This is a genomic window from Shewanella vesiculosa (assembly GCF_009994065.1).
GTDB lineage: Bacteria > Pseudomonadota > Gammaproteobacteria > Enterobacterales > Shewanellaceae > Shewanella > Shewanella vesiculosa.
This window is the reverse complement of record NZ_JAACSD010000010.1, coordinates 64,610-87,052: the sequence shown is the minus strand read 5'-3', so window position 1 is coordinate 87,052 and position 22,443 is coordinate 64,610. Positions and strand designations below refer to the sequence as shown.

The 22,443-nt window shown below is 41.3% G+C and carries 12 protein-coding genes; 9 read left to right on the top strand and 3 right to left on the bottom strand.

The window, feature by feature from the left end; genetic code table 11:
- Positions 1-14: 14 nt before the first annotated feature.
- On the bottom strand, positions 15-3,449 hold the full coding sequence (locus tag GW828_RS11905; protein ID WP_273059110.1) for a chromosome segregation protein SMC: 3,435 nt from the start codon (positions 3,447-3,449) through the stop codon (positions 15-17).
- Positions 3,450-3,609: 160 nt separating this feature from the next.
- On the opposite strand from GW828_RS11905, the gene cysZ reads away from it, so the two are divergent.
- Both cysZ and GW828_RS11895 read left to right on the top strand, forming a co-directional pair.
- On the top strand, positions 3,610-4,383 hold the full coding sequence (gene cysZ, locus GW828_RS11900) for a sulfate transporter CysZ (protein ID WP_124016126.1): 774 nt from the start codon (positions 3,610-3,612) through the stop codon (positions 4,381-4,383).
- Between the two features lie 326 nt (positions 4,384-4,709).
- A complete protein-coding gene (locus GW828_RS11895) occupies positions 4,710-7,043 on the top strand; it encodes a carbohydrate binding family 9 domain-containing protein (RefSeq protein ID WP_273059138.1) in 2,334 nt (777 codons plus the stop codon).
- Positions 7,044-7,281: 238 nt separating this feature from the next.
- Here the strand turns inward: GW828_RS11895 and GW828_RS11890 are convergent, their stop codons facing one another.
- A complete protein-coding gene (locus GW828_RS11890) occupies positions 7,282-8,403 on the bottom strand; it encodes a beta-ketoacyl-ACP synthase III (protein WP_124016127.1) in 1,122 nt (373 codons plus the stop codon).
- A 398-nt stretch (positions 8,404-8,801) separates the two neighbouring features.
- Between GW828_RS11890 and cysK the strand changes: the two genes are divergently transcribed.
- From cysK to pflA, 6 genes are all read left to right on the top strand, one after another.
- Positions 8,802-9,767 carry a cysteine synthase A gene (cysK, locus tag GW828_RS11885; protein ID WP_124016128.1) on the top strand — a complete coding sequence of 322 codons (966 nt, stop codon included), beginning with the start codon at positions 8,802-8,804 and terminating at the stop codon, positions 9,765-9,767.
- Between the two features lie 695 nt (positions 9,768-10,462).
- Positions 10,463-13,330 (top strand): TonB-dependent receptor domain-containing protein, encoded by a 2,868-nt coding sequence (locus tag GW828_RS11880; RefSeq protein WP_182723474.1) that lies wholly within the window; start codon positions 10,463-10,465, stop codon positions 13,328-13,330.
- Between the two features lie 364 nt (positions 13,331-13,694).
- Positions 13,695-14,585 carry a LysR substrate-binding domain-containing protein gene (locus GW828_RS11875; protein ID WP_124016130.1) on the top strand — a complete coding sequence of 297 codons (891 nt, stop codon included), beginning with the start codon at positions 13,695-13,697 and terminating at the stop codon, positions 14,583-14,585.
- 862 nt (positions 14,586-15,447) lie between these two features.
- A complete protein-coding gene (locus tag GW828_RS11870) occupies positions 15,448-16,980 on the top strand; it encodes a DUF3360 family protein (RefSeq protein ID WP_182757081.1) in 1,533 nt (510 codons plus the stop codon).
- Between the two features lie 401 nt (positions 16,981-17,381).
- Positions 17,382-19,664 (top strand): formate C-acetyltransferase, encoded by a 2,283-nt coding sequence (gene pflB / locus GW828_RS11865; protein ID WP_124016133.1) that lies wholly within the window; start codon positions 17,382-17,384, stop codon positions 19,662-19,664.
- 74 nt (positions 19,665-19,738) lie between these two features.
- Positions 19,739-20,479 carry a pyruvate formate lyase 1-activating protein gene (gene pflA, locus GW828_RS11860; RefSeq protein ID WP_273059137.1) on the top strand — a complete coding sequence of 247 codons (741 nt, stop codon included), beginning with the start codon at positions 19,739-19,741 and terminating at the stop codon, positions 20,477-20,479.
- A gap of 53 nt (positions 20,480-20,532) precedes the next feature.
- Here pflA and yfbV read toward each other — a convergent pair whose 3' ends face one another.
- Positions 20,533-20,970: a terminus macrodomain insulation protein YfbV gene (gene yfbV, locus GW828_RS11855; RefSeq protein ID WP_182698518.1), complete on the bottom strand. Its 438-nt coding sequence runs from the start codon at positions 20,968-20,970 to the stop codon at positions 20,533-20,535.
- Positions 20,971-21,197: 227 nt separating this feature from the next.
- Between yfbV and ackA the strand changes: the two genes are divergently transcribed.
- Entirely contained in the window at positions 21,198-22,400 is a 1,203-nt protein-coding gene (gene ackA / locus GW828_RS11850; RefSeq protein ID WP_124016136.1) for an acetate kinase, read from the top strand.
- Positions 22,401-22,443: the final 43 nt, after the last annotated feature.

Below are 22,443 nucleotides of genomic sequence, written 5' to 3'. Positions count from 1 at the left end.
CCTGTCTTCCTAATTTATACCGCGTCAGCCATGGCGACTGCGGCTTCAATGTCCACTGCGACTATTCTTGAAACGCCAGGTTCATGCATAGTAACGCCAATAAGTTGATCAGCCATTTCCATTGTTATTTTATTATGACTGATATAAATAAATTGCACACTTTGTGACATTTCTTTCAGTAACCGACAAAAACGTTCGACGTTGGCGTCATCCAAAGGTGCATCAACTTCATCTAGCATACAAAAGGGTGCTGGATTCAGTCTAAAAATGGCAAAGACCAATGATAAAGCGGTTAACGCTTTTTCTCCACCACTAAGTAAATGTATGGTGCTATTCTTCTTACCTGGCGGCTGCGCCATGATGGTAACCCCCGTTTCGAGAAGGTCATCACCCGTTAAGGCCAAGTACGCTTTTCCGCCACCAAAGACTTTAGGAAATAGCAGACCTAAATCATGATTTACCGTTTCAAATGTTGCTTTAAAACGACTGCGGGTTTCTTTATCTATCTTACGGATAGCGTCTTCTAATATCGCTAACCCTTTATTTAAGTCGTCATCCTGACTGTCTAAATACGCTTTTCTCTCTCGTTGCGATTCAAATTCTTCAATGGCTGCAAGGTTGATGGCACCAAGACGTAAAATGTTCTGTTTCACTTTTTCAAGCTGTTGCGACCAAGCGTCAATAGATGCCTGCTCTGGCATGTCGGCAATCACTTGTTGCAGCTGGATTTGCTGTTCTTGTAGTAATTGCAGCTGACCATTGGCCTGCCCTTTTAAACCTTCACGACGTAACTTTAACGCGCTTATCTTTTGAGTCAAGTCCTGTAGCACTACAAGCTGTTGTTTTTGCATCAATACTAAACTGTCTAAGCTGGTTTGCAGCTCTGCTTGTTGAGAACGATTATGCTGTAATTGCTGCTGCAGAGCTTGCTGCTGCTCGAGTACTTGAGCTAACTGAGTTGAAAGTTGGCTCAAATCATGTTGACCGCGTTGCTGCTGATTGTCGAGTAACATTTGTTGTAACTGAGTCAATTGGTTGATTAATTCAGTCTTTTTTTCATGCTTTTGCTTTAATTTTTGCTCGCTCAATGCTTGTTCAGTGACATGCTGTTGCACTTGTGCCTGCTGGTGCTTAACACGATTGGCAGCATCAGAGCGAATAGCTTTGGTTTCTCGAAGCTTAGCTTGACTCGTTTGCCAAGCTTGTTGGGCCAGCTCGTGTTGATTCATTGCCTGTAACAATGCTTCTTCTTGAATAAGGATCTGCTCTTCAAACGCATCAACTTGTATGTGTTTATCGTCTATTTGCTGAGTAAGTTTGCTTATAGTCTGACTATATTGTTGTTGCTTTTGACGTTTATCAGCGACTTGCTGAGTTAAACTCGTGACCAAAGAGTGCAGTTTTGTCTGCTCTATTTGTAACTGATGACAGGCTTGTTGGCATTGATTCAGTTCTAGCTGAGTGGTTGCGGCCCGTTGAGTTAACGATGTCAGTGAGTGTTGAGACGATACCTGCTGTTGCTCAAGTTCTGCTAGTTGCTGACTTAAACTTAAGCGCTCTTGGCTGAGCACAATAGCTGATTGCCCTGACTGAGTATGATTAAGCACAAAACCGTGGCCAATCAAAAAACCTTCTTGGGTGGCAATATATTTTTCGGGGGCTAATGTCGGCAATAACACTTTGGCTTCAGCCATACTCGTCGCCCACACCACGTGTTGTAACCAAGGCGCTAAATTCACCGGCGTGGTCAAAGCAGGATAAGCCACGGTTTCTTGCTGTTCAAACCCCACTATTGGGCTGGTTTCATCTACCAAAGACGTTATGTCATCAGCTAAAATAGGTAACTGACTTAACCCTTGTAAGACTTTATCGACCGCTTTGTCCCAGCCGGGCATCACCTCAATCACTTGCCATAATTGTTGACCCTCATCTTGAGTGTGCTCAGCCAATAGCTCGTCAATAAACTGCAAGCGCGAATGATGATGAGTCACCGATTGCTTGAGTTTTTGATAGGTTTCGCTTGCTTCAGTCACAGCTTGCTGCCGTTCAACTAAGGTCAATTTAAGTTGACTGTGTTGCAGCTGTTTATCAGTAAGTTGTTGATCAACTTTGGCTAATTCGGTCTCACTGAGTTGCAATTCTTGATGGTTATTCTGTTGTGCCAAAGCAGCGAATTCGCTTTGAGATTGAGATAAACGCTGCTCGTCTTGCCGAACACTTTGCTGTTGATGACTGAGGGTTGATTGACTCAGTGCCAACTGCATTTTATTGCTCGCCAAGGTTTCGGCATATTGGGTTAGCTGGCGTTGCTGATCATCACAAGCTTCTTCAATAGCAAACACCTGCTCATCGATCTGCTCAAGCGCCTGGTTTGCCTGATCATAAGCGGGTTGATGAGTATTCACTTGTTCAACTAACTGCTGGTGAACGTCAGTCATCCTGACAATATGTTCCTCAGCTTGCTCAACTTGCTGTTGTAACGACTGAATTTGTTGTTGCAGCTGGTTATCTTGTTGCTGTTGATGCGCAAGCTGTTGCTCAAGCTTGGTGGTGGTATTGCCAGCTTGGTAATACTGTTCAACCAGTTTATGTTCGGCATCACTGAGTTCAGCCAATTGCTGTTTCAGCTGAATAACACTGGTATCGCCCTGCTGGGCATTCTTGGCTAACGCTTCAGCTCTCAGTTCACCTGCAGCCGTTTCGGTGTCGAGCTTGTCGGTTTGCTGTAATAGTTGTTGATAGCGCATAACGAGGAGCTGGCTATGTAACTGGCGTTCGCTGTGTTTTAATTCGCGATAGCGCAACGCCGCTTTAGCTTGTTGCGATAATTTATCTAACTGAGCGCCGAGCTCAACCCGAATATCATTTAAACGTTCAAGGTTTTCACGGGTATGACGAATCCGATTTTCAGTTTCACGGCGGCGTTCTTTATAACGCGAAATACCGGCGGCTTCTTCAATAAATACTCTCAACTCTTGAGGTTTAGATTCAATTAAACGTGAAATCGTCCCCTGTTCGATAATTGCGTAGCTTCGTGGCCCAAGACCGGTCCCCATAAATAAGTCGGTAATGTCTTTGCGACGACACTTTTGACCATTTAAAAAGTAACTTGATTCACTATCGCGGTTGACTTGGCGCTTAACCGATATTTCTTGATAACTAGCGTACTGACCAGTAAGTCGTCCTTGGGTATTTTCAAATACAAGCTCTACCCCTGCCACCGAAATAGGCTTGCGCGAAGATGAACCGTTAAAAATAACATCGGTCATCGAATCGCCACGTAAATGCTTGGCACTACTTTCCCCCAGCACCCAGCGTACAGCATCAATCACATTGGATTTGCCGCAGCCGTTAGGGCCAATAATGGCCGATAAGGCATTATCAAATGGGATTTTTGTTGGGTCTACAAACGACTTAAATCCAGCAAGTTTTATTTGTTTTAATCTCATGTTGCCAGTTCAGGTACGCATTAAAAGGAAAAAGCAGTTCACTTTAGCAATTGAGCCGCATTTTGTAACGATTTTTATCCTATTGATCCTGTTTATCACTTGTTTTATTGTCTCTGGCTGGTCAAAATCAATGTTATGAGTCATAAAAAAGGCGCGTTAAATGGTAAACAACACTCAGACCGTTAAAAAGAGCGGTGTAAATTATTTTATGCAAGGCTTTCAATTAATTAAACAGCCGGGGTTACGCTCGTTTGTGTTTATCCCGTTAATGATAAATTTACTGCTGTTTGCTGGGGCAATGTATTTTGCCTTGGGCCAATTGACTGAGCTATTCGATTGGATGAATGGCCAACTCCCAGACTACTTAAGTTGGTTACATTTTTTCTTATGGCCATTAGCCTTGTTAACCATGTTAGTGGTCATGTCATTTATATTCAGCTCAGTGATGAACTGGCTGGCAGCTCCCTTTAATGGCTTATTGGCCGAAAAGGTTGAACAACACTTAACAGGTAAAAATTTAAATACCGGCACATCTGTCGATATGGTGAAAGATTTGCCCCGTGTGTTAGGCCGAGAATGGATCAAACTGAAATACTATTTACCCAGAGCATTATTATTTTTAGTGTTGTTTTGGGTGCCGGTCATTGGTCAAACAGCTGCACCTATTTTATGGTTTTTATTTACCGCTTGGATGATGGCGATTCAATATTGTGACTATCCTTTTGACAACCACAAAGTCAGTTTTGATGATATGAAGTTTGCCCTTAAGAACACTAAAGGTTCAAGCTACAGTTTCGGGGCATCGGTGACCTTATTTTCGATGATCCCTATTGTTAACTTTATCGTTATGCCTGTAGCCATTTGCGGCGCAACCGCGATGTGGGTAGATAAATATCGTCAAGCCTACAAAAACAATATTATCGCTCCGGATTAATCGGCTGTTATTGGCCTCGATGAATAAATACTAATCTAACAGTCTAATGGCATACCTTCAGAGATGATTTATGAGTAAGGCGTCATTGGAGAATAGATCGACTTGATACTCCCTCAGCCCGATGCTTAGCAGCGGGCTTTTTATTATATTTACCATCAAGATTTAACACTTGGTAACAATTTATCGGTAATTTTAACACGGGCCAAACCTCCGCTTTAATAGGTTTTTTGAGATAATGGCGCAAATAACAAAAATATCAAAGAGTACCTGTGACCAACTTGTTAACCTCAGCTAAGAGCCCGCGTCCAATCAACCGTTTACGCCAAATGAATAACCTTGCTTGCGGGTTAATGTTGAGCAGCTTTCTATCCTTCACTGCACTTGCAGGTTCCAGCCAACAATTTCACCTCGACATTCCGACCATCAATGAAGATATAGTACTTGATGGCGACTTTAATGAAGCAGCATGGCAACAAGCCACTGAAGTGATGCTTAATTACGAAACTTCTCCTGGAGAAAACACTGCCGCGCCAGTCAGTACTAAGGTCAAGGTATATGCGTCAAACACCAGCCTATATTTTGCATTTACTGCCCAAGACCCTAATCCCGATAATATTCGAGTCAACTTACGTGACCGCGATAAATCCTGGGGCGATGACATGGTGGGGATTAAACTGGATACCTTCAACAATGCTCGTTTAGCGTATCAATTTTTTATTAATCCTTATGGCGTCCAAAGTGATTCCATTGAAAATGAACTCACAGGCCAAGAAAGTGATGCCTGGGACGGTATTTGGTATAGCGAAGGCAAACTCACCGCGAACGGCTTTCAAGTTGAAGTGCAGCTGCCATTAAGATTATTTAATTTTGATGGTACTAACCCTATCCAAACCTGGGGCATTGAGCTGATCCGCTTTTACCCTCGCAATGAAACCCATCGTTTATCCACCCACCAAATTGACCGCAATGTGTCATGTCAGTTATGCCAATTAGGCACGGCATCAGGCCTAGCAGGTGCCACTCAAGGTAAAGATTTACAGCTCACACCATCGATTGTTGCTAACCAAAGTCAACAAAGAGATGTCGGTCAATCCCAACCTTGGAATGATGAAAATAATGTTGATATTGGAGTTGATTTACGTTGGGGAATCACCCCGACTACATTGTTAAATGCCACCCTCAACCCTGACTTTTCTCAAGTAGAAGCCGATGCTGGCCAGCTTGATGTTAACAACACCTTTGCACTGTTTTTTCCAGAAAAACGAGCCTTTTTTCTCGATAATAAAGATTACTTTGATACTCAACTGGATTTATTGCACACCCGTAATATTAGTTCGCCAGATTATGGCTTAAAACTCACGAGCAAAACCGACGACCATACATTTGCAATACTGGCAGCCAATGATGTCCAAAGTCAGTTTTTAGTGCCCGGTAATTTAAGTTCAGACATTGCCGTTATCAACGAGCCAAGCAATAACTTAGCAGCCCGATATCGTTTCGATCCTAGTAAGCAATTTTCAGTCGGTGGTTTAGTGACGTTGAAGCAGGCGAATGAATATCATAACTATGTCGCTAGCGCCGACATCAAGTATCAACCGACAAAGCAAGATACATTAACGGCTCAATATGCCCACTCACAAACTGCCTATCCTGAGGCGCTATTTAATCAATTTTGTGGCGGCGATAATTGTAGCCAAAGCCAACTTGATTGTGACCGAGGAGATTGTGCGATAAATGAGCGCGTGCTTCGTACTCGTAAAGACGGTGAATTTAGAGATGCTATGTACAGCATCACTTACAAGCATGAACGCCGTAATTGGTATGCCAACACACAATATCAATCTATTGGCCGCGATTTTAGGGCCGATTTGGGATTCATTGATAAAGTCGATGTGAGCAAGTTTGTTGCTGGCGGCGGCTATATTTGGTACCCAGAAAATAACTTCTTCAGCAAAATAACATTCGGTGGCGACTGGGATATTAGCCATAGCCAAGATAATGAGCGTTTGGAACAAGAAACAGAAATGCTTGTTGAATTCGAAGGTGGTCTACAAAGCTATATCGCCTCAGGTATCGTACAACGTGAACGAGTGGGTCGGCGTCATAATCCAAGCATCATCAACATTGATGGCAATACCACCATGTTTGAAGAAACCTTAGGCTGGTTTTACACTAACTTCACACCCATTGGTTCACTCAAACTCGAGCTGGATGTAAACTATGGCGATGATATTGATTTTGCCAACGATCGTCCGGCAACAATTACCATGTTCAATCCAGGTGTGGAATGGAAACTAACCGAATCTCTTGTGCTGGATATCTCGCATCGTTACCAGGTATTAGACGTTGACGATGGACGTTTATTTACAGCCAATCTCAGTGATGTTCGCCTAAATTGGCAGCTGACGCTAAACAGTTTTATCCGCCTTAGTAGTGTGTACACGCGTATTGAGCGCGATGCTGATTTATACCGCTACCAACGCCCTGATTCACTTTATCAAGATATGGGTAATGAATTACTGTATGGCTATAAACTCAACCCCCAAAGCGTATTCTATCTCGGTTACTCAGATGCCTTTATTGCTAATGATGACATTGATTCATTAACCCAAGACGAAAAGACCTACTTTATGAAAGTCAGCTACGCTTGGTTACTGTAAGCATTAATCACAAAACCGTGACGAGTAAGCTAATGCGATAGATTTCTGCCATGACGAAATACCCCCAGCACCAAGCAAGTTGCTGTAGACGCAATAAGGCCGTTGATACTGAGTATCAACGGCCTTATTCATTACAGATCTTATCGGCTCACTTAGCCATAGAACAAAAGCTACTTTTATTATATTGAATCAATCGCCGCTAGCAAGGTAGGCATCTTAATGACGGCCTATCACTCAATTAGCACTTTTCAAGTACAATACTACCAATAGAATAACCCGCACCAAATGAGCACAATAAACCTAAGTCACCGGTTTTGAAATCTTGATTAAATTTATGGAAAGCAATAACCGATCCCGCAGAAGCGGTATTGGCATACTCATCGAGTACTATTGGTGCTTTATCTGCTTCAACATTGTCGCCAAGAAGCTTTTTCACCACAAACAAATTCATATTAATGTTGGCTTGATGCAACCACAAACGCTTAAATTCTTCAGGCTTTATTTGCTCATCAGTAAATTGGGCATCTAAATGCTGGTAAATCATCGGTAATAATTCTTTAAATACTTTACGACCTTGTTGATGGAACAATTTATCAGCCGTAGTAGCATTTTCAGGATCGCAACGATTTACAAAGCCAAAATTACTGCGAATATTACTAGAGTAATCAGTTAAACAACGCATAGACAATACGCTAAAGGCACGTTTTGAGGTCGATAACTCTTCGCGCTCAACCACAACTGCGGTAGCAACGTCACCGAAAATAAAATGACTGTCACGATCACGAAAATTGATTTGTGGTGAGGTTAATTCAGGATTGATGACCAATACTCTGTTTGCCGTACCACCACGAATCGCATTAACCGCATTCACAATCGCAAAAGTCGCTGATGAACAAGCCACAAGCATGTCATAAGCAAATCCTTTAGTGCCCATAGCTTGCTGGATCTCAATCGCAATCGCCGGGTAAGCCCGCTGTGTATAAGCACAAGCAACAATCACTAAATCAATGTCTTCAGCCGTCAGGTTTGCTTGCTCTAGGGCTTGTTTGGCTGCGTTAATCCCCATTTCAGCTTGCATAGATAATAATTCAGAAGACTTATCAGCAATTAATGGCATCATGATATCGGTATCGAGAATCCCCTCTTTCACCATCACATAACGGCTTTTTATCCCAGAGGCCTTTTCGATAAACTCACTTGAAGAGTACGCCATTGCAACCGTGGCTCCGGCTTCGATATCTGCTGCATTTTGCTGATTAAATAGGTCTACATAGCTGTTGTAACTGTTAACCAGTTCGTCGTTAGAGACACTGTAAGGTGGTGTGTATAAACCACTGCCTGAAATCACAACTTTATTCATTTTGCTCTACCATTTTTAGTGAATGAGTTAGCGAAAGTTCATCTGCGCCAGAGAGATCGACATCAATTCATCGATCTAATTTATTGAAAGGTTTACTCTCCCTTATCAATAAACCATGCTCGTCAATTGGGTAGCACGACATAGAAACATTTGCTGATTAACGCCATTCTAGTATTTTATGATTTATTCTTGGCATACTAAATTAAATTTATCTGATGGTCAGACCATTGAATGATGATAATTCGCCCCAAAAGCCTAATATAGCAGCACATAGAGGTTTTTTAGAATAAAGGTTTACACCTTAATAACTAAAAGGAATAAAGAAGAACAAATTATCACTTCTAAATCCTGCTAAGCAGATTATGATTAGACAATGCAACCATAGGAGCAAATAATCCATGAGCAAAATTTTCGAAGATAATTCATATACTTTAGGCAACACACCGCTAGTTCGTTTAAACCGCGTCAGCAATGGCAATGTGTTAGCAAAAGTAGAATCACGTAATCCTAGTTTCAGTATCAAATGCCGTATTGGCGCGAACATGATTTGGGATGCTGAAAAAAAAGGTCTACTCACTAAAGATATCGAGTTAATTGAACCTACATCTGGTAACACAGGTATTGCACTTGCTTATGTTGCTGCAGCGCGTGGTTACAAATTAACCTTAACTATGCCAAACACGATGAGCTTAGAACGTCGTAAGCTGCTTAAGGCATTAGGTGCTAACTTAGTGCTAACAGAAGGCGCTAAAGGTATGAAAGGTGCTATTGAGAAGGCTGAAGAAATTCGCCAATCAGCACCAGAAAAATATCTAATACTTGGCCAATTTGATAATCCTGCTAACCCAGCAATTCATGAACAAACCACGGGTCCAGAGATCTGGAATGATACTGATGGTGAAGTTGATGTATTTGTCGCAGGTGTAGGTACTGGCGGAACATTGACCGGTGTCAGTCGTTTCTTAAAAGCACAAGGTAAAACCATTACCTCTGTCGCTGTTGAGCCTGTTGACTCACCTGTTATTGCTCAAGCTTTAGCTGGACAGCCTATACAGCCTGGTCCACACAAAATTCAAGGTATCGGTGCTGGATTTATTCCTGGTAACTTAGATTTATCTCTTATTGATCGCGTAGAAGCCGTTACAAATGACGAGTCAATTGAAATGGCCCGTCGTTTAATGAAAGAAGAAGGTATCCTTGTAGGTATTTCTTCTGGTGCTGCTGTTGTTGCTGCTAACCGTATTGCAGCATTACCAGAATTTGCCGATAAAATGATTGTGGTTATTCTTCCATCTGCCGCAGAGCGATATTTATCAACAGCATTATTTGCTGGTGAATTTAGTGACAGTGAAAACGTGCAGTAATACCGGTTAGCTTAATTTAATCGTTAAGCACTAAATTAACCCAAAAATGCCAGCAAATTGCTGGCATTTTTTATCGTGAATACTAATACCCCCTCGCCTACTTTTCTGCTCTTGTGAGTTAGATATTACCGAATAAAAATTAACCACCAATCAACAACCGATTAAACAGGAATAACAAATCAAGATAACCGCATAAATACCACTTCAATTATCTTTCCTAGTAAGAAAATAATATCGCATGAGTCACTTAAGTTATTAATAGCGTTATTCATAACTCTATTAATGACTAATACTGCTTAGTCTAAAAAGGATTATTTACCCTATCATTTTCAGCGTAATTAAATAATTTCATCTTTTTTTACACTAACAAAAATTACAACCCTATAACAACCAGTAGTTAAAACCCGCTCAACACCTCAGCAAATAAACATATATACAACAATAAGCCAAAAATAACGAAACTAATTAGCATCAAATTACTCACATTCAAGTATTTTAGACACTGAATTGCTTATTTTGTGTTAATTAAAGATGTTTAATGTGTTAACGCCTATCTAGGTAACATGCTGATTTATAAGTATTGTATTTTAATCTCATTATGGTTATATCCATATTGGTGTAATTTTGTTTCATTTTTATATTAAAAATGTTTAAAAAAATCATCACATAATAAAAAATAATTCTGGGAGAGATAAATGCAAGTAAATTCACAACTAGCCAATGCGATTCGCGTAGCGCTAATCGGTGGTGCGGCACTGTCTGCTGCAACTACTTTTAATACTTTTGCAGCAGAAGACACTGCAGCTGCACCGGTAGAAAGAATATCTGTAACGGGGTCACGTATTATTCGTGAAGGCGCTGTAGCACCAACACCGGTTACAGTAATTACTGGCGACGAGTTATTATCAACAGGTGTAACTAATATTGGTGAAGCGCTAAACCAATTACCTGCACTCGGTAATACCTACTCGCTAGCCAACTCTGGGCGATTTATTGGTACATCTGGTCTTAACTTGCTCGATTTAAGAAGCATGGGCACCGCCAGAACACTAGTATTAGTCGACGGTAAACGTCATGTATCAAGCTCTGCTGGTACATCCTCTGTTGATGTTAATACTATCCCAAGTGTTTGGATTGAGAGAGTAGAAGTGATCACCGGCGGTGCATCTGCTATTTATGGCGCTGATGCGGTAACTGGTGTAGTTAACTTTATCTTAAAGAAAGACATTAACGGTTTAGATGTATCAGCAACCAAAGGTTGGGCTGATGACAGCGGCCACAATAAGGATCGTTTTTCTTTATCTTATGGAACTGACTTCGCCCAAGGTGATGGTAATGTTGCCTTCGCAGTTGAATACAGTGCTCAAGAGCAACTTCGCGCCTTTGATCGCGATCAAACATCAACTTCATTTTCGAGTCTAGCAAATAAAAATCGTCCTACCGATAATAATGACCCATCAGATCCAGATAAAATATGGACACCTAATGCTGGTCATTACACCATTAGTAATGCGGGCACTTTCAATTTAGACGGTTGGAAAAGCTTTAATCCTGATGGCTCGTTAAGAGATGTCTATAGTGGTCAAAATGTTGATGGCATTCGTTGTGCTAATTGCGATGTAACCAACTTGAATCAATTTGTTGAGTTACAACCCGAATTTGAACGTTACAATATTAACTTCAAAGCAAACTACCAGCTTAATGATAACCATAACGTTTATTTTGAAGCTAAATACGTTAACAGCCAATCAACAGATGAAGGTCAACCGGCATTTTTCTTTGGTAACCCGGTTAACAATATTAAAATTGATAACGCTTTTATCAATCCTGAGCTTGTTGCTTTAATGAAAGCAAACAAAGATAGCGACGGAAATGCTGCGCCATTAGACACTCTCAATATCCGTCGTTTTATGACGGACTTGGGTGCACGCATTGAAGATGATACTCGTGAAACCCAACGCTATGTTGTCGGTCTTGAAGGCATAGTATTTCAAGATTGGGATTACGACGCCTATGCGATATACGGTCAAACGGATTTAGAACGGGTTAATAAAAATAACTTAATCTATGATAATTATACCAACGCACTTGATTCAGTTTTAGAAAATGGTGTTGCGGTATGTCGAGATCAAGCCGCTAGAGATGCTGGCTGTGTGCCGGTTAACATCTTTGGTTTTGGCGCGCCAAGTCAAGATGCAATCAATTATATAAATACCACTTCAACAGGTACTTCAGTTATTAAGCAAACTGTACTTGGTGGCTCATTAACTAACTCGAGTTTATTTGAATTACCTGCCGGTTATGCAGGCTTCTCTACCGGTGTTGAATACCGTAAAGAAGAGAGCGAGATTTTTGAACCATCAAATGCGGCAGGTACTTTCTTTAATGCATTAGGTGAAGATAAAGGTGATTTTGATGTCAGTGAGGTTTTTGCTGAAATCACGCTACCATTATTAGCCGATTTACCTATGATGCGCCAATTAGATCTTGATCTTGCGATTCGTTTTGCCGATTACAGTACTATTGGCAATGCAACGACTTGGAAAACAGGTTTAAGCTGGGAGGTCGACGATCAACTCCGCGTTCGTACAACATACTCTGAAGCCATGCGTGCGCCAAACATCAGTGAGTTGTATGGTGCAGAAAGCCAAACATTCTTCTCAGTAAATGATTCTTGCCGTGCTAAATACTTAAATGATTTAGAAGATCCAACTCAACGTCAGACAAATTGTGCCGCTTTAGGGATCCCAGCTGGCTTTGATGCAGACTACGACGATAAAACGCTTGAAGGATTAAGTGGTGGTAACCGCGAGCTAAAAGCAGAAGAATCGAAAAGTTTTACCCTAGGGATTGTCTATCAACCTGATTTTATCGATGGACTATCGATCACTACCGATTACTGGAATATTGAGATCGAAAACGCCATCAGTGCCGTTGGTGCTCAAGATATTATTGACCGTTGTGTCGATTCTAAAACTGGTGTGAATAACGAGTACTGTAGCTTAATTACTCGTGATCCAGCGAGCCATGAAATTACTCAAATTAGACAGTTCTCGTTAAACATTGCGTCGCTTGAAGCTGCTGGTATCGACTTTGATATTGGTTATAACTTTGAAGCCTTTAGTGGTGATGTACGCACTAACCTTATTGCGACTCGCCTATTAAAACGTAAAGACTTTTCATTCCAGGATGAGCCAGATACATTTGAAGAACTTGCAGGCACTGCCGGTTATGCTAAATGGCAAGCAAACTGGAGCTTAGGTTACTCAATCGATAGCTGGGATATTAGCTGGAGAACACGCTTTGTTGAGGGTGTAAGCCTTTATACCGATAAAGAATTAGCCTTAAATGCGAATCCAAACAGCAACATGGAATTTGGTGATTACTTTATCAGTGATATGGCAGTTGCATATAACTTTAACTCAGGTATTACCTTGAAGTTTGGTATCGATAACGTATTTAACCGTGACTTGCCTTACGGCTATACAGGTACAGATACCACCAGCTCAGCTTACGATAACGTTGGTCGCTTCTTCCATACTACCGCTAGCTATAAGTTTTAAACATTGAGCGCTAAGCTATTTATCTAACCACTAAGGTTAGATAGGTTAAACGGCATCTTAGGATGCCGTTTTTTTATTGTTAATTCATTCAATTACAATCTGATGCCCATCAAAATTCAGGCAACGTCTTATAGAGATCGTAAACCTTTGTCTTGTTCACTTCGCCAGTTAATTTCATCATTTAGATTTAAGCATTGTAAAAGTGAACATTGTTAGATAGCAGATATGGCGATTTTTCCAACGGATAAATAACGATTATTGAAGCAAGGCCACAAATTTTATAGTGTTAAGTATACCTAGGATCAAAAATAGCTGATCATGGAAACATTGTTTTATATCTTGTTTTTCAGCAATAAGGGATCTCATGCATTATACGCTTAAGCAAATAGCCGTTTTCGATGCTGTTGCAAGTTTAGAGAGCGTTAGCGCAGCAGCCAAGAAACTGTCAATGAGTCAATCAGCGGTTAGCATGTCGTTAAGCCAACTCGAACATTTATTGGGCCGACCATTATTTATCCGCCAGGGAAATCGACTTATCTTGAGTCATTGGGGAAGATGGTTACGTCCAAGGGCCCAAAAACTACTGCAAGACGCACAACAAATCGCTCTGGGCCTTCACGATCAACATATTATTAGTGGCACAGTAAAACTGTGCGCGAGCCAAACCGCTGCGGAGCATTTATTACCCGCCTTGATCAGTAAAATTGATAACGATTTTCCAGAGCTCAGAATCGAAATTGCCGTTGAAAATAGCGACCATGTAGCACAAGAGGTACTCGATTATCAATTTGATTTAGGGGTTATTGAAGGTCGAATTGATGACAGTCGATTGCATCAAGAACCATGGATTGATGATCACCTAGTTGTTGTTGTCTCTCCGCACCACCCGTTTGCGCAAAACAAACGCACTAGCATCGCTCAACTTGAACAAGCCAAATGGGTTTTAAGAGAGCCAGGTGCTGGCACTAGGCGTATTTTTGATGCCGCCATCCATGGGGTAATTGTTAAATTAAATGTCTGGAAAGAATACGATCACGTCGGATTATTAAAAGCTTTAGTTAAAAATGGCGTGTATTTAAGCTGCTTGCCCTATTTGGATGTCGAACAAGATGTCGCCAATGGCGAATTAGTTGTGTTAACTACGCCTGAATTAAACTTAAAACGACATTTATCATTTATCTGGCGCCAAGATACTGGTGATAACCCACTCAGAGATTGCCTTATTGCAGAAGCAAAGTGTGTTACTCGCAGTTAAGCTTCATTATTGACCAAGAACTTGTACAACATATTTAGTGCCGGTTGTTAATCGGCATGGCCTCTATCTTCGCAGCTTAAACACCACACCATTAGCGCTAAGCGCAATAGTAACAGGTTATGCTCGCCTGCTTTACTGCATCTATTTTGATACGACCGACTAACCTGCCTCATAACATCGCGCTGTGGCAGGCTAAGTTGGCGTAAACTCAGCTAACACATGTCGATTGTATTTAACGCCAACTCGAGTTAATTATTCCTGCTACAGTCATATTAACTAAAATAATATTGAGCTTTAAGCAACAGTAAGATTCGTCATTATCATCAGTATCAAGTTTCTCGATACTGAGTTTTACCTTCAAACGATTTGCATGAGCCGAGATAATTTTTATCTCAACAAAATTTTTTGTCTAGTATTGATGCTATAACCTGCTTTGATATCAACTACGATTGAACGATGACGATACTTTGTATCAATTATATTGATGTGGCATGATATTTTTAACAGCAAAGGGCTAAGCGAGCTAACTTTTAGACTCATTTCTTCGTCTAATAATGCAGTCAACTTGTTATCCAGCTCTCACTTCCAACAAACAAAACATCAACTTTATTGATACCAAGTGATGCAATCAAATCACTATGCTAAAATTCGTGAGGTAAATTGGTCTTACCAAGAAAGACTTAAATAAGGACATCACTGTAATGCTTCACAAATGAAAGGCATTGCAGATGAGCAAAGTGATAAGAGCTATTAGCGGCTCACTGGCAAGCAGCTCTTATGGATATCGCCATCACTTCAAGGGAACACACTTAAACTTCATCATTTGATGGATTAACCTGTTCTTTTCGGAGAATGAGAAATTATGTCAGAAACTGTCAGCAATTCAGAAAAACAAGCACAAGAAGCGAGCTATCGCGAACTTCACCGCCCTGCGAGTGAATTTGATACTCGCGATGCCTATTTAGAAAACGAACTAAAAATAATGAAACCAAGACGCTGGGGACTTAACCTCCCTGGACGTGATTTTCGCTTTGAATGGGAAGACTTAGTTCCAGCTATCGCAGGAACCATTGGTATTACTGTGATGTATTCAGCAGTAATGGCTGCTTGGGCTGCTGGCTTAAGCGAAAAGTGGGACCACATCAATCTTGGCGCTGACTTTGCTATCCAAGTCGTGCGGGTAGAAATGCTCATCCCAGCTTTACTGTTCTGTATTATTAGCTCAGGTTTTATTAACCCAAGGGCAAACCTCGGCGGCAACCATGGACCAATGATCCCGTTAATTGGTACTATCGCACTCGCCGGTGCTCACCCTTTAGCCTTAGCAATTCTCATTGGTATATTTGGCTTAATTTTAAGTTATTTCAAAGGTGGCTCGAAACTGGTCAATCTCACCAGTAGCGGCGTGGCTGGCGGCTTATTAGTGTTCTTAGGCTTCATGGGAGCGAAAAGTCAAATAGGCTCGTTATTCGACTGGGCTGGCGGACTGCAAGCCAAGCATAGCTTGGACTACTCACTCGGTTATGTTGCCTTTGCCATATTGTTAATCAATGTGATCATTTATGCAGCATTAGCTAAATTTGGTAAACGCTGGTTAGCCATTCCTTTGTGTTCGATTGCAGCAGTCGCACTGGCATTTGCTTTTGGTGCAGGCTTAGATTTGCAGTTTACCACGGCGCCTGGGATTCCTAATTTAAACCCTGTGTATTGGTGGGGCTCAACTGAACACGGTTGGCAGTTAGGTTTACCTAATATGGCCCATTTTATTGCATCATTACCGTTTGCTATTCTTGCTGTTGCCATGTGGTCACCAGACTTCCTTGGTCATCGTATTTTCCAAGAATTAAATTACCCAAAAGGGGCTGAAAAAGTACTGATGGATGTCGATGACACCATGACCACCTGTTCAGTGAGACAGATCGTAGGTACAGCAGTAGGTGGCGGTAACATTACCTCTTCTTGGGGAACCTATATGATCCCTGCTGCAATAGCCAAACGTCCTATTCCTGCTGGCGCAATCTTGCTTGGTAGCTTATGTATTATTGTCGCTGTCATTGGTTATCCTATGGATATCACAGTATGGCGCCCGGTTATGTCAATTGCGTTGTTAGTCGGTGTGTTCCTACCGTTACTGGAAGCCGGCTTACAGATGGTTAAAGACACCACCAGTAGCCAAGCTGCAGGGATCTGTATTTTTGCCTCATTTGTAGCCAATCCGGTATTAGCATGGGCATTAACCATGTTGCTTGATAACAACGGCTTAATTGGTGACAAAGAACGTCCTAAAACATTATCGTTTGCCGACCGTATCGTGATCCCAACGCTAGCATTCGTGATTTGTTTAGCGGCGATGTTAGCAGTAGGCATGATTGAAGGTATCCCAGCCTTCTTATAATCGCGTTGTGCTTGGTAATATCACTCTTAAAAGGCGAAATCGGCAACGATTTCGCTTTTTTATTGGCTAATATTAATGTGTGCTACTCTTAATTCTAAACAGATATGTTAGCCAGTTAACACTTTTGTTATTCAATTATCAAAAGCTGCCGATATCGTCATTTAGCTGTGCTATTATCAACTCATGGATAAATGGTCTTACCAATTAATTCATTGACTAAAACAATATCGATTAGCGTCATTATAAAAACCAGGCGGAACATTTCTGCCACCAATGTCGCAGAAGATGTTAACAGCTCAATCTAGCGAATGCGCCTAGATGACAGAATGTAAATACTCACGGATACCAGCTCGTGCTAATTGAGACAGTATCCGTTGAAAATCAACCAGAGGGTTAAGTAAATGACAGATAAAACCGAACTATTTGCCAACGCGTGGGAAGGTTTCGTAGCTGGCGATTGGAAAACAGAAGTTAATGTACGTGACTTTATCCAACAAAATTACACACCATATGAGGGTGATGAGTCATTCTTAACAGGTGCAACAGATGCAACATTAACTTTGTGGGACAAAGTTATGGAAGGCATCAAGCAAGAGAACCAAACTCATGCTCCTGTCGATTTCGATACTGAAATGGTCTCTACCATTACTTCTCATAATGCTGGTTACATTAATCAAGAGCTTGAAACTATTGTCGGTTTACAAACTGATGCACCATTAAAACGTGCCATGTTGCCTAATGGCGGCATTCGTATGGTTGAAGGTTCATGTAAAGCATATGGCCGTGAACTTAACAGCGATGTTAATTACATTTATTCTGAATTACGTAAAACCCACAACCAGGGTGTGTTTGATGTTTATACCCCTGAAATTATGGCTTGTCGTAAATCAGGTATATTAACGGGTTTACCTGATGCTTACGGCCGTGGTCGTATTATTGGTGATTACCGCCGCATTGCTTTATACGGTATTGATTACTTAATGAAAGATAAGTTTGCCCAATTCAGTTCACTGCAAGCGCAGTTTGAAGCAGGCGAAGACTTATCAAGTGTGATTCAATTACGTGAAGAAATTTCTGAGCAGCATCGTGCTTTAGGCCAAATGAAAGTCATGGCAGCTAAATACGGTTGTGATATTTCTGTGCCAGCCAAAAATGCTAAAGAAGCCATTCAATGGACTTACTTTGGTTATCTTGCTGCAGTAAAAAGCCAAAATGGCGCAGCAATGTCACTGGGTCGTACTTCAACGTTCATTGATGCTTATATTGAACGTGACATTAAAAATGGTGTTCTTACTGAACAGCAAGCCCAAGAAATGGTTGACCATTTTGTGATGAAATTGCGTATGGTTCGTTTCCTTCGCACACCTGAATACGATGAACTATTCTCTGGTGACCCGATTTGGGCAACTGAGTCTATCGCAGGTATGGGTCTTGATGGCCGTACATTAGTCACAAAATCTAGCTTCCGTTTTTTACATACCTTGTACAACATGGGCCCAAGCCCAGAGCCAAACATTACCGTATTGTGGTCAACAAAATTACCACAAGGGTTTAAAAGCTACTGTGCAAAAGTATCAATTGACACCAGCTCAATTCAATATGAAAACGATGATTTAATGCGTCCAGACTTCGAATCTGACGATTACGCCATCGCCTGTTGTGTTAGCCCAATGATTGTGGGTAAACACATGCAGTTCTTCGGTGCCCGTGCTAACTTAGCCAAAACCATGTTATATGCCATTAACGGTGGTGTTGACGAAAAACTTAAAACTCAAATTGCTCCAAAAGCAGATCCAATCACTGCCGATGTACTTGAGTTTGATGATGTGATGTCTCGTCTTGACGGTTTAATGGACTGGCTTGCAACACAATATGTGTCTGCACTTAACGCCATCCACTATATGCACGACAAATACTCTTACGAGTCTGCGTTGATGGCATTACATGACCGCGATGTGCGCCGCACTATGGCTTGTGGTATTGCTGGTTTATCAATTGCTGCCGATTCATTGTCTGCAATTAAGTACGCTCAAGTTAAGCCTATCCGTGACGAAAATGGTATTGCCGTTGATTTTGATATTCAAGGTGACTATCCAAAATTTGGTAACAATGACGCTCGTGTAGATGACATTGCTTGCGATTTAGTTGAACGTTTTATGGCAAAAATTCGCGATAAGAAAATGTATCGTAATGCCATTCCAACTCAATCAATCTTAACCATCACTTCAAACGTGGTTTATGGTAAGAAAACCGGTAACACTCCAGACGGTCGTCGTTCAGGTGCACCATTTGCTCCAGGTGCAAACCCTATGCATGGTCGTGATGAAAATGGCGCAATTGCTTCATTAACATCAGTCGCCAAGCTACCATTTGCTCACGCACAAGATGGTGTTTCTTACACTTTCTCTATCGTGCCAAATGCATTAGGTAAAGATGACACAGGTCGTCGTACTAACTTAGCGTCATTAATGGATGGCTACTTCTTAAGCAAGCCAAATCGTGAAGGTGGTCAACACTTAAACGTTAACGTGATGAATCGTGAAATGTTAGAAGATGCGATTGTTCATCCGGATAAATATCCACAATTAACAATCCGTGTATCAGGTTACGCCGTTCGCTTTAATGCGCTCACTCCAGAGCAGCAACAAGACGTGATTACTCGTACATTTACTAAAAGTATGTAGTCTCTGCTAAAATTGGCTGTATCGATGTGTAACAAATTATCGATACAGCCTTTTTTATAGATATTTGAGGAATAATAATGACCTTAGGTCGCATTCATTCAGTGGAATCATTCGGAACCGTAGACGGTCCGGGGATCCGTTATATTACTTTTATGCAGGGCTGCCTTATGCGCTGCCAATATTGTCATAATCGTGATACGTGGGATTTGGATGGCGGCAAAGAAATATCTGTCGATGAAATAATGAAACAAGTTATTGCTTATCAACCCTTTTTAGACGCTAGCGGTGGTGGTATTACGGCCAGTGGTGGGGAAGCAATTTTACAAGCTCAATTTGTCAGTGAATTATTTAAAGCCTGCAAAGATCAGGGTGTCCACACCTGTTTAGACACTAACGGTTTTGTGCGCAAATACGAACCTGTGATTGATGAGTTACTCGACAATACCGATTTAGTATTACTTGATATAAAACAAATGGATGATGCTAAACACATCGAACTGACAAAAGTCAGTAACCATAGAACATTACAATTTGCTCAATATCTCGCTAAACGAAACATAAAAACCTGGATCAGATATGTCGTTGTCGCCGGATTTACCGAAGACGTAGAGTCGGCCATTGCATTAGCTGAGTTTATTAAACCGATGAATAATGTTGAGAAAGTTGAGCTACTGCCTTATCACCCGTTAGGTCAACATAAATGGCAAGCCTTTGGCGAAGCATACACCTTGTCTGATATTGCACCGCCAAGTACTGAGACGATGCAAAAAATTAAACAAGTGTTTTTAGATCGAGGCATTAGCGCTACATTTTAGTCATAACAAAAATAAACCGACTTAAATGAGCAACAGATTACCAAGCAGATAGATTAGAGTTCTTCCCAGTAACTTTGATCCAAACGTTCAAAAGCCAATTTCAAGATGGCGGCCATGTCTGAATAACAGGCTCTGGCACCTAGGGGTTGGCAATAGATACCCATCTCGGTCAATTTAGCACTGAGTTGATTGCCCCACTCGAATAACGATAAAGGCAATGGATGGCTCGCTCGCCAGCCTAACCATAATAAGCCTTGTAGTGGCAGGCTAATAAAAAAGAGCAGTGTTGTTAATGCTTGCGGTAAGTAATTCCAGCCCAAAACGTAGAGTTGGCTGGCCGCAACCACTAATGCCAAAATCGGCATGGCGATGATCGCTAACTGAGTCGCTTTGACGACACGGTACTCGGGGAAATAAAACCCAAGTTGCCTAACCATTGGCCAAGTCTTCATATAACGTTGACCGTCGCCAAGTAATTTAACCAGATTCATGTTCAATATACGGTTACCTTTACTGCCTAGGACATGAGTGAAACATTATCATAATACAGTGTCGTACCAAAAATGCACTGGCCGATTTGACACTTTAATGATTTAGCTTACTGTGCCAATCAGCAAAAGAACACCAAAGTGTAGCGTTTATGAATAATGTTCATAAACCTTAATCAAAATGGAATTTTACTATTTTATTTAGTTTCATTGACTTAAAAGGCGTTAACATGTCAGACAAATTAGTACTCGTGCTCAACTGCGGTAGCTCATCATTAAAATTTGCCATCATTGATGCTCAATCAGGCGATGATAAAATTTCTGGATTAGCTGAATGTTTTGGTTTAGAAGATTCGCGCATTAAATGGAAATTTAATGGCGGTAAAAATGAAGCCAAATTAGGCGCCTTTACTGCACATCGCGAAGCAGTCGAATTCATCGTTAATAACATCTTGGCGGAACACCCAGAACTGGCGGCACAAATTAAGGCTATTGGCCATCGCATCGTTCACGGTGGTGAAAAATTTACCCGCTCTGTCATTATCACCCCTGAAGTCATACAAGGCATCGAAGATTGTGCCTCATTAGCACCGCTACATAATCCGGCCCATTTAATTGGTATTCGCGCAGCGATAGCGTCTTTTCCTCAGTTGCCACAAGTGACAGTGTTTGACACCGCATTTCATCAAACCATGCCTGAGAAAGCGTATATTTATGCCCTACCTTACAAATTGTATCGTGAACATAGTATTCGCCGTTATGGCATGCATGGTACTAGCCACTTTTACGTTTGCCGTGAAGCGGCCAAAGTATTAGGCAAAGATGTTAAAGACATCAATGTTATTTGTGCTCATCTAGGTAATGGCGCATCAGTTGCAGCCATTAAAGGCGGTAAAAGCGTCGACACTTCAATGGGTTTAACCCCGCTTGAAGGTTTAGTCATGGGTACCCGTTGTGGCGATTTAGACCCATCGATTATTTTTCATTTAGTCAAACAACTTGGCTATACCCTGGATGAAGTAAACAACCTACTGAATAAACAAAGTGGTTTACTGGGCATTTCAGAGCTTACTAATGATTGTCGTGGAATTGAAGAAGGTTATCATGATGGCCATAAAGGGGCCACGTTAGCCTTGGATATTTTCTGCTACCGTTTAGCTAAATATATTGCCTCTTACACTGTGCCATTAGGGCGTTTAGACGCCATCATTTTTACTGGCGGTATTGGCGAAAACTCGAATCTTATTCGTGAGAAAGTCCTTAATTTATTAGAAATATTTAACTTCAAAGTTGACGACATCTTGAATAAAGCTGCTCGTTTTGGCCAACAGGGTGTAATAACCCAAGCAGGTACCCCTATTGCTATGGTCATACCAACAAATGAAGAGTGGGTTATTGCCGAAGATGCCATTAAGCTGATCACAGCTAAGTAAAACCGCTATTAGGTTTATATTCGGTTAACTATCATGAACACTA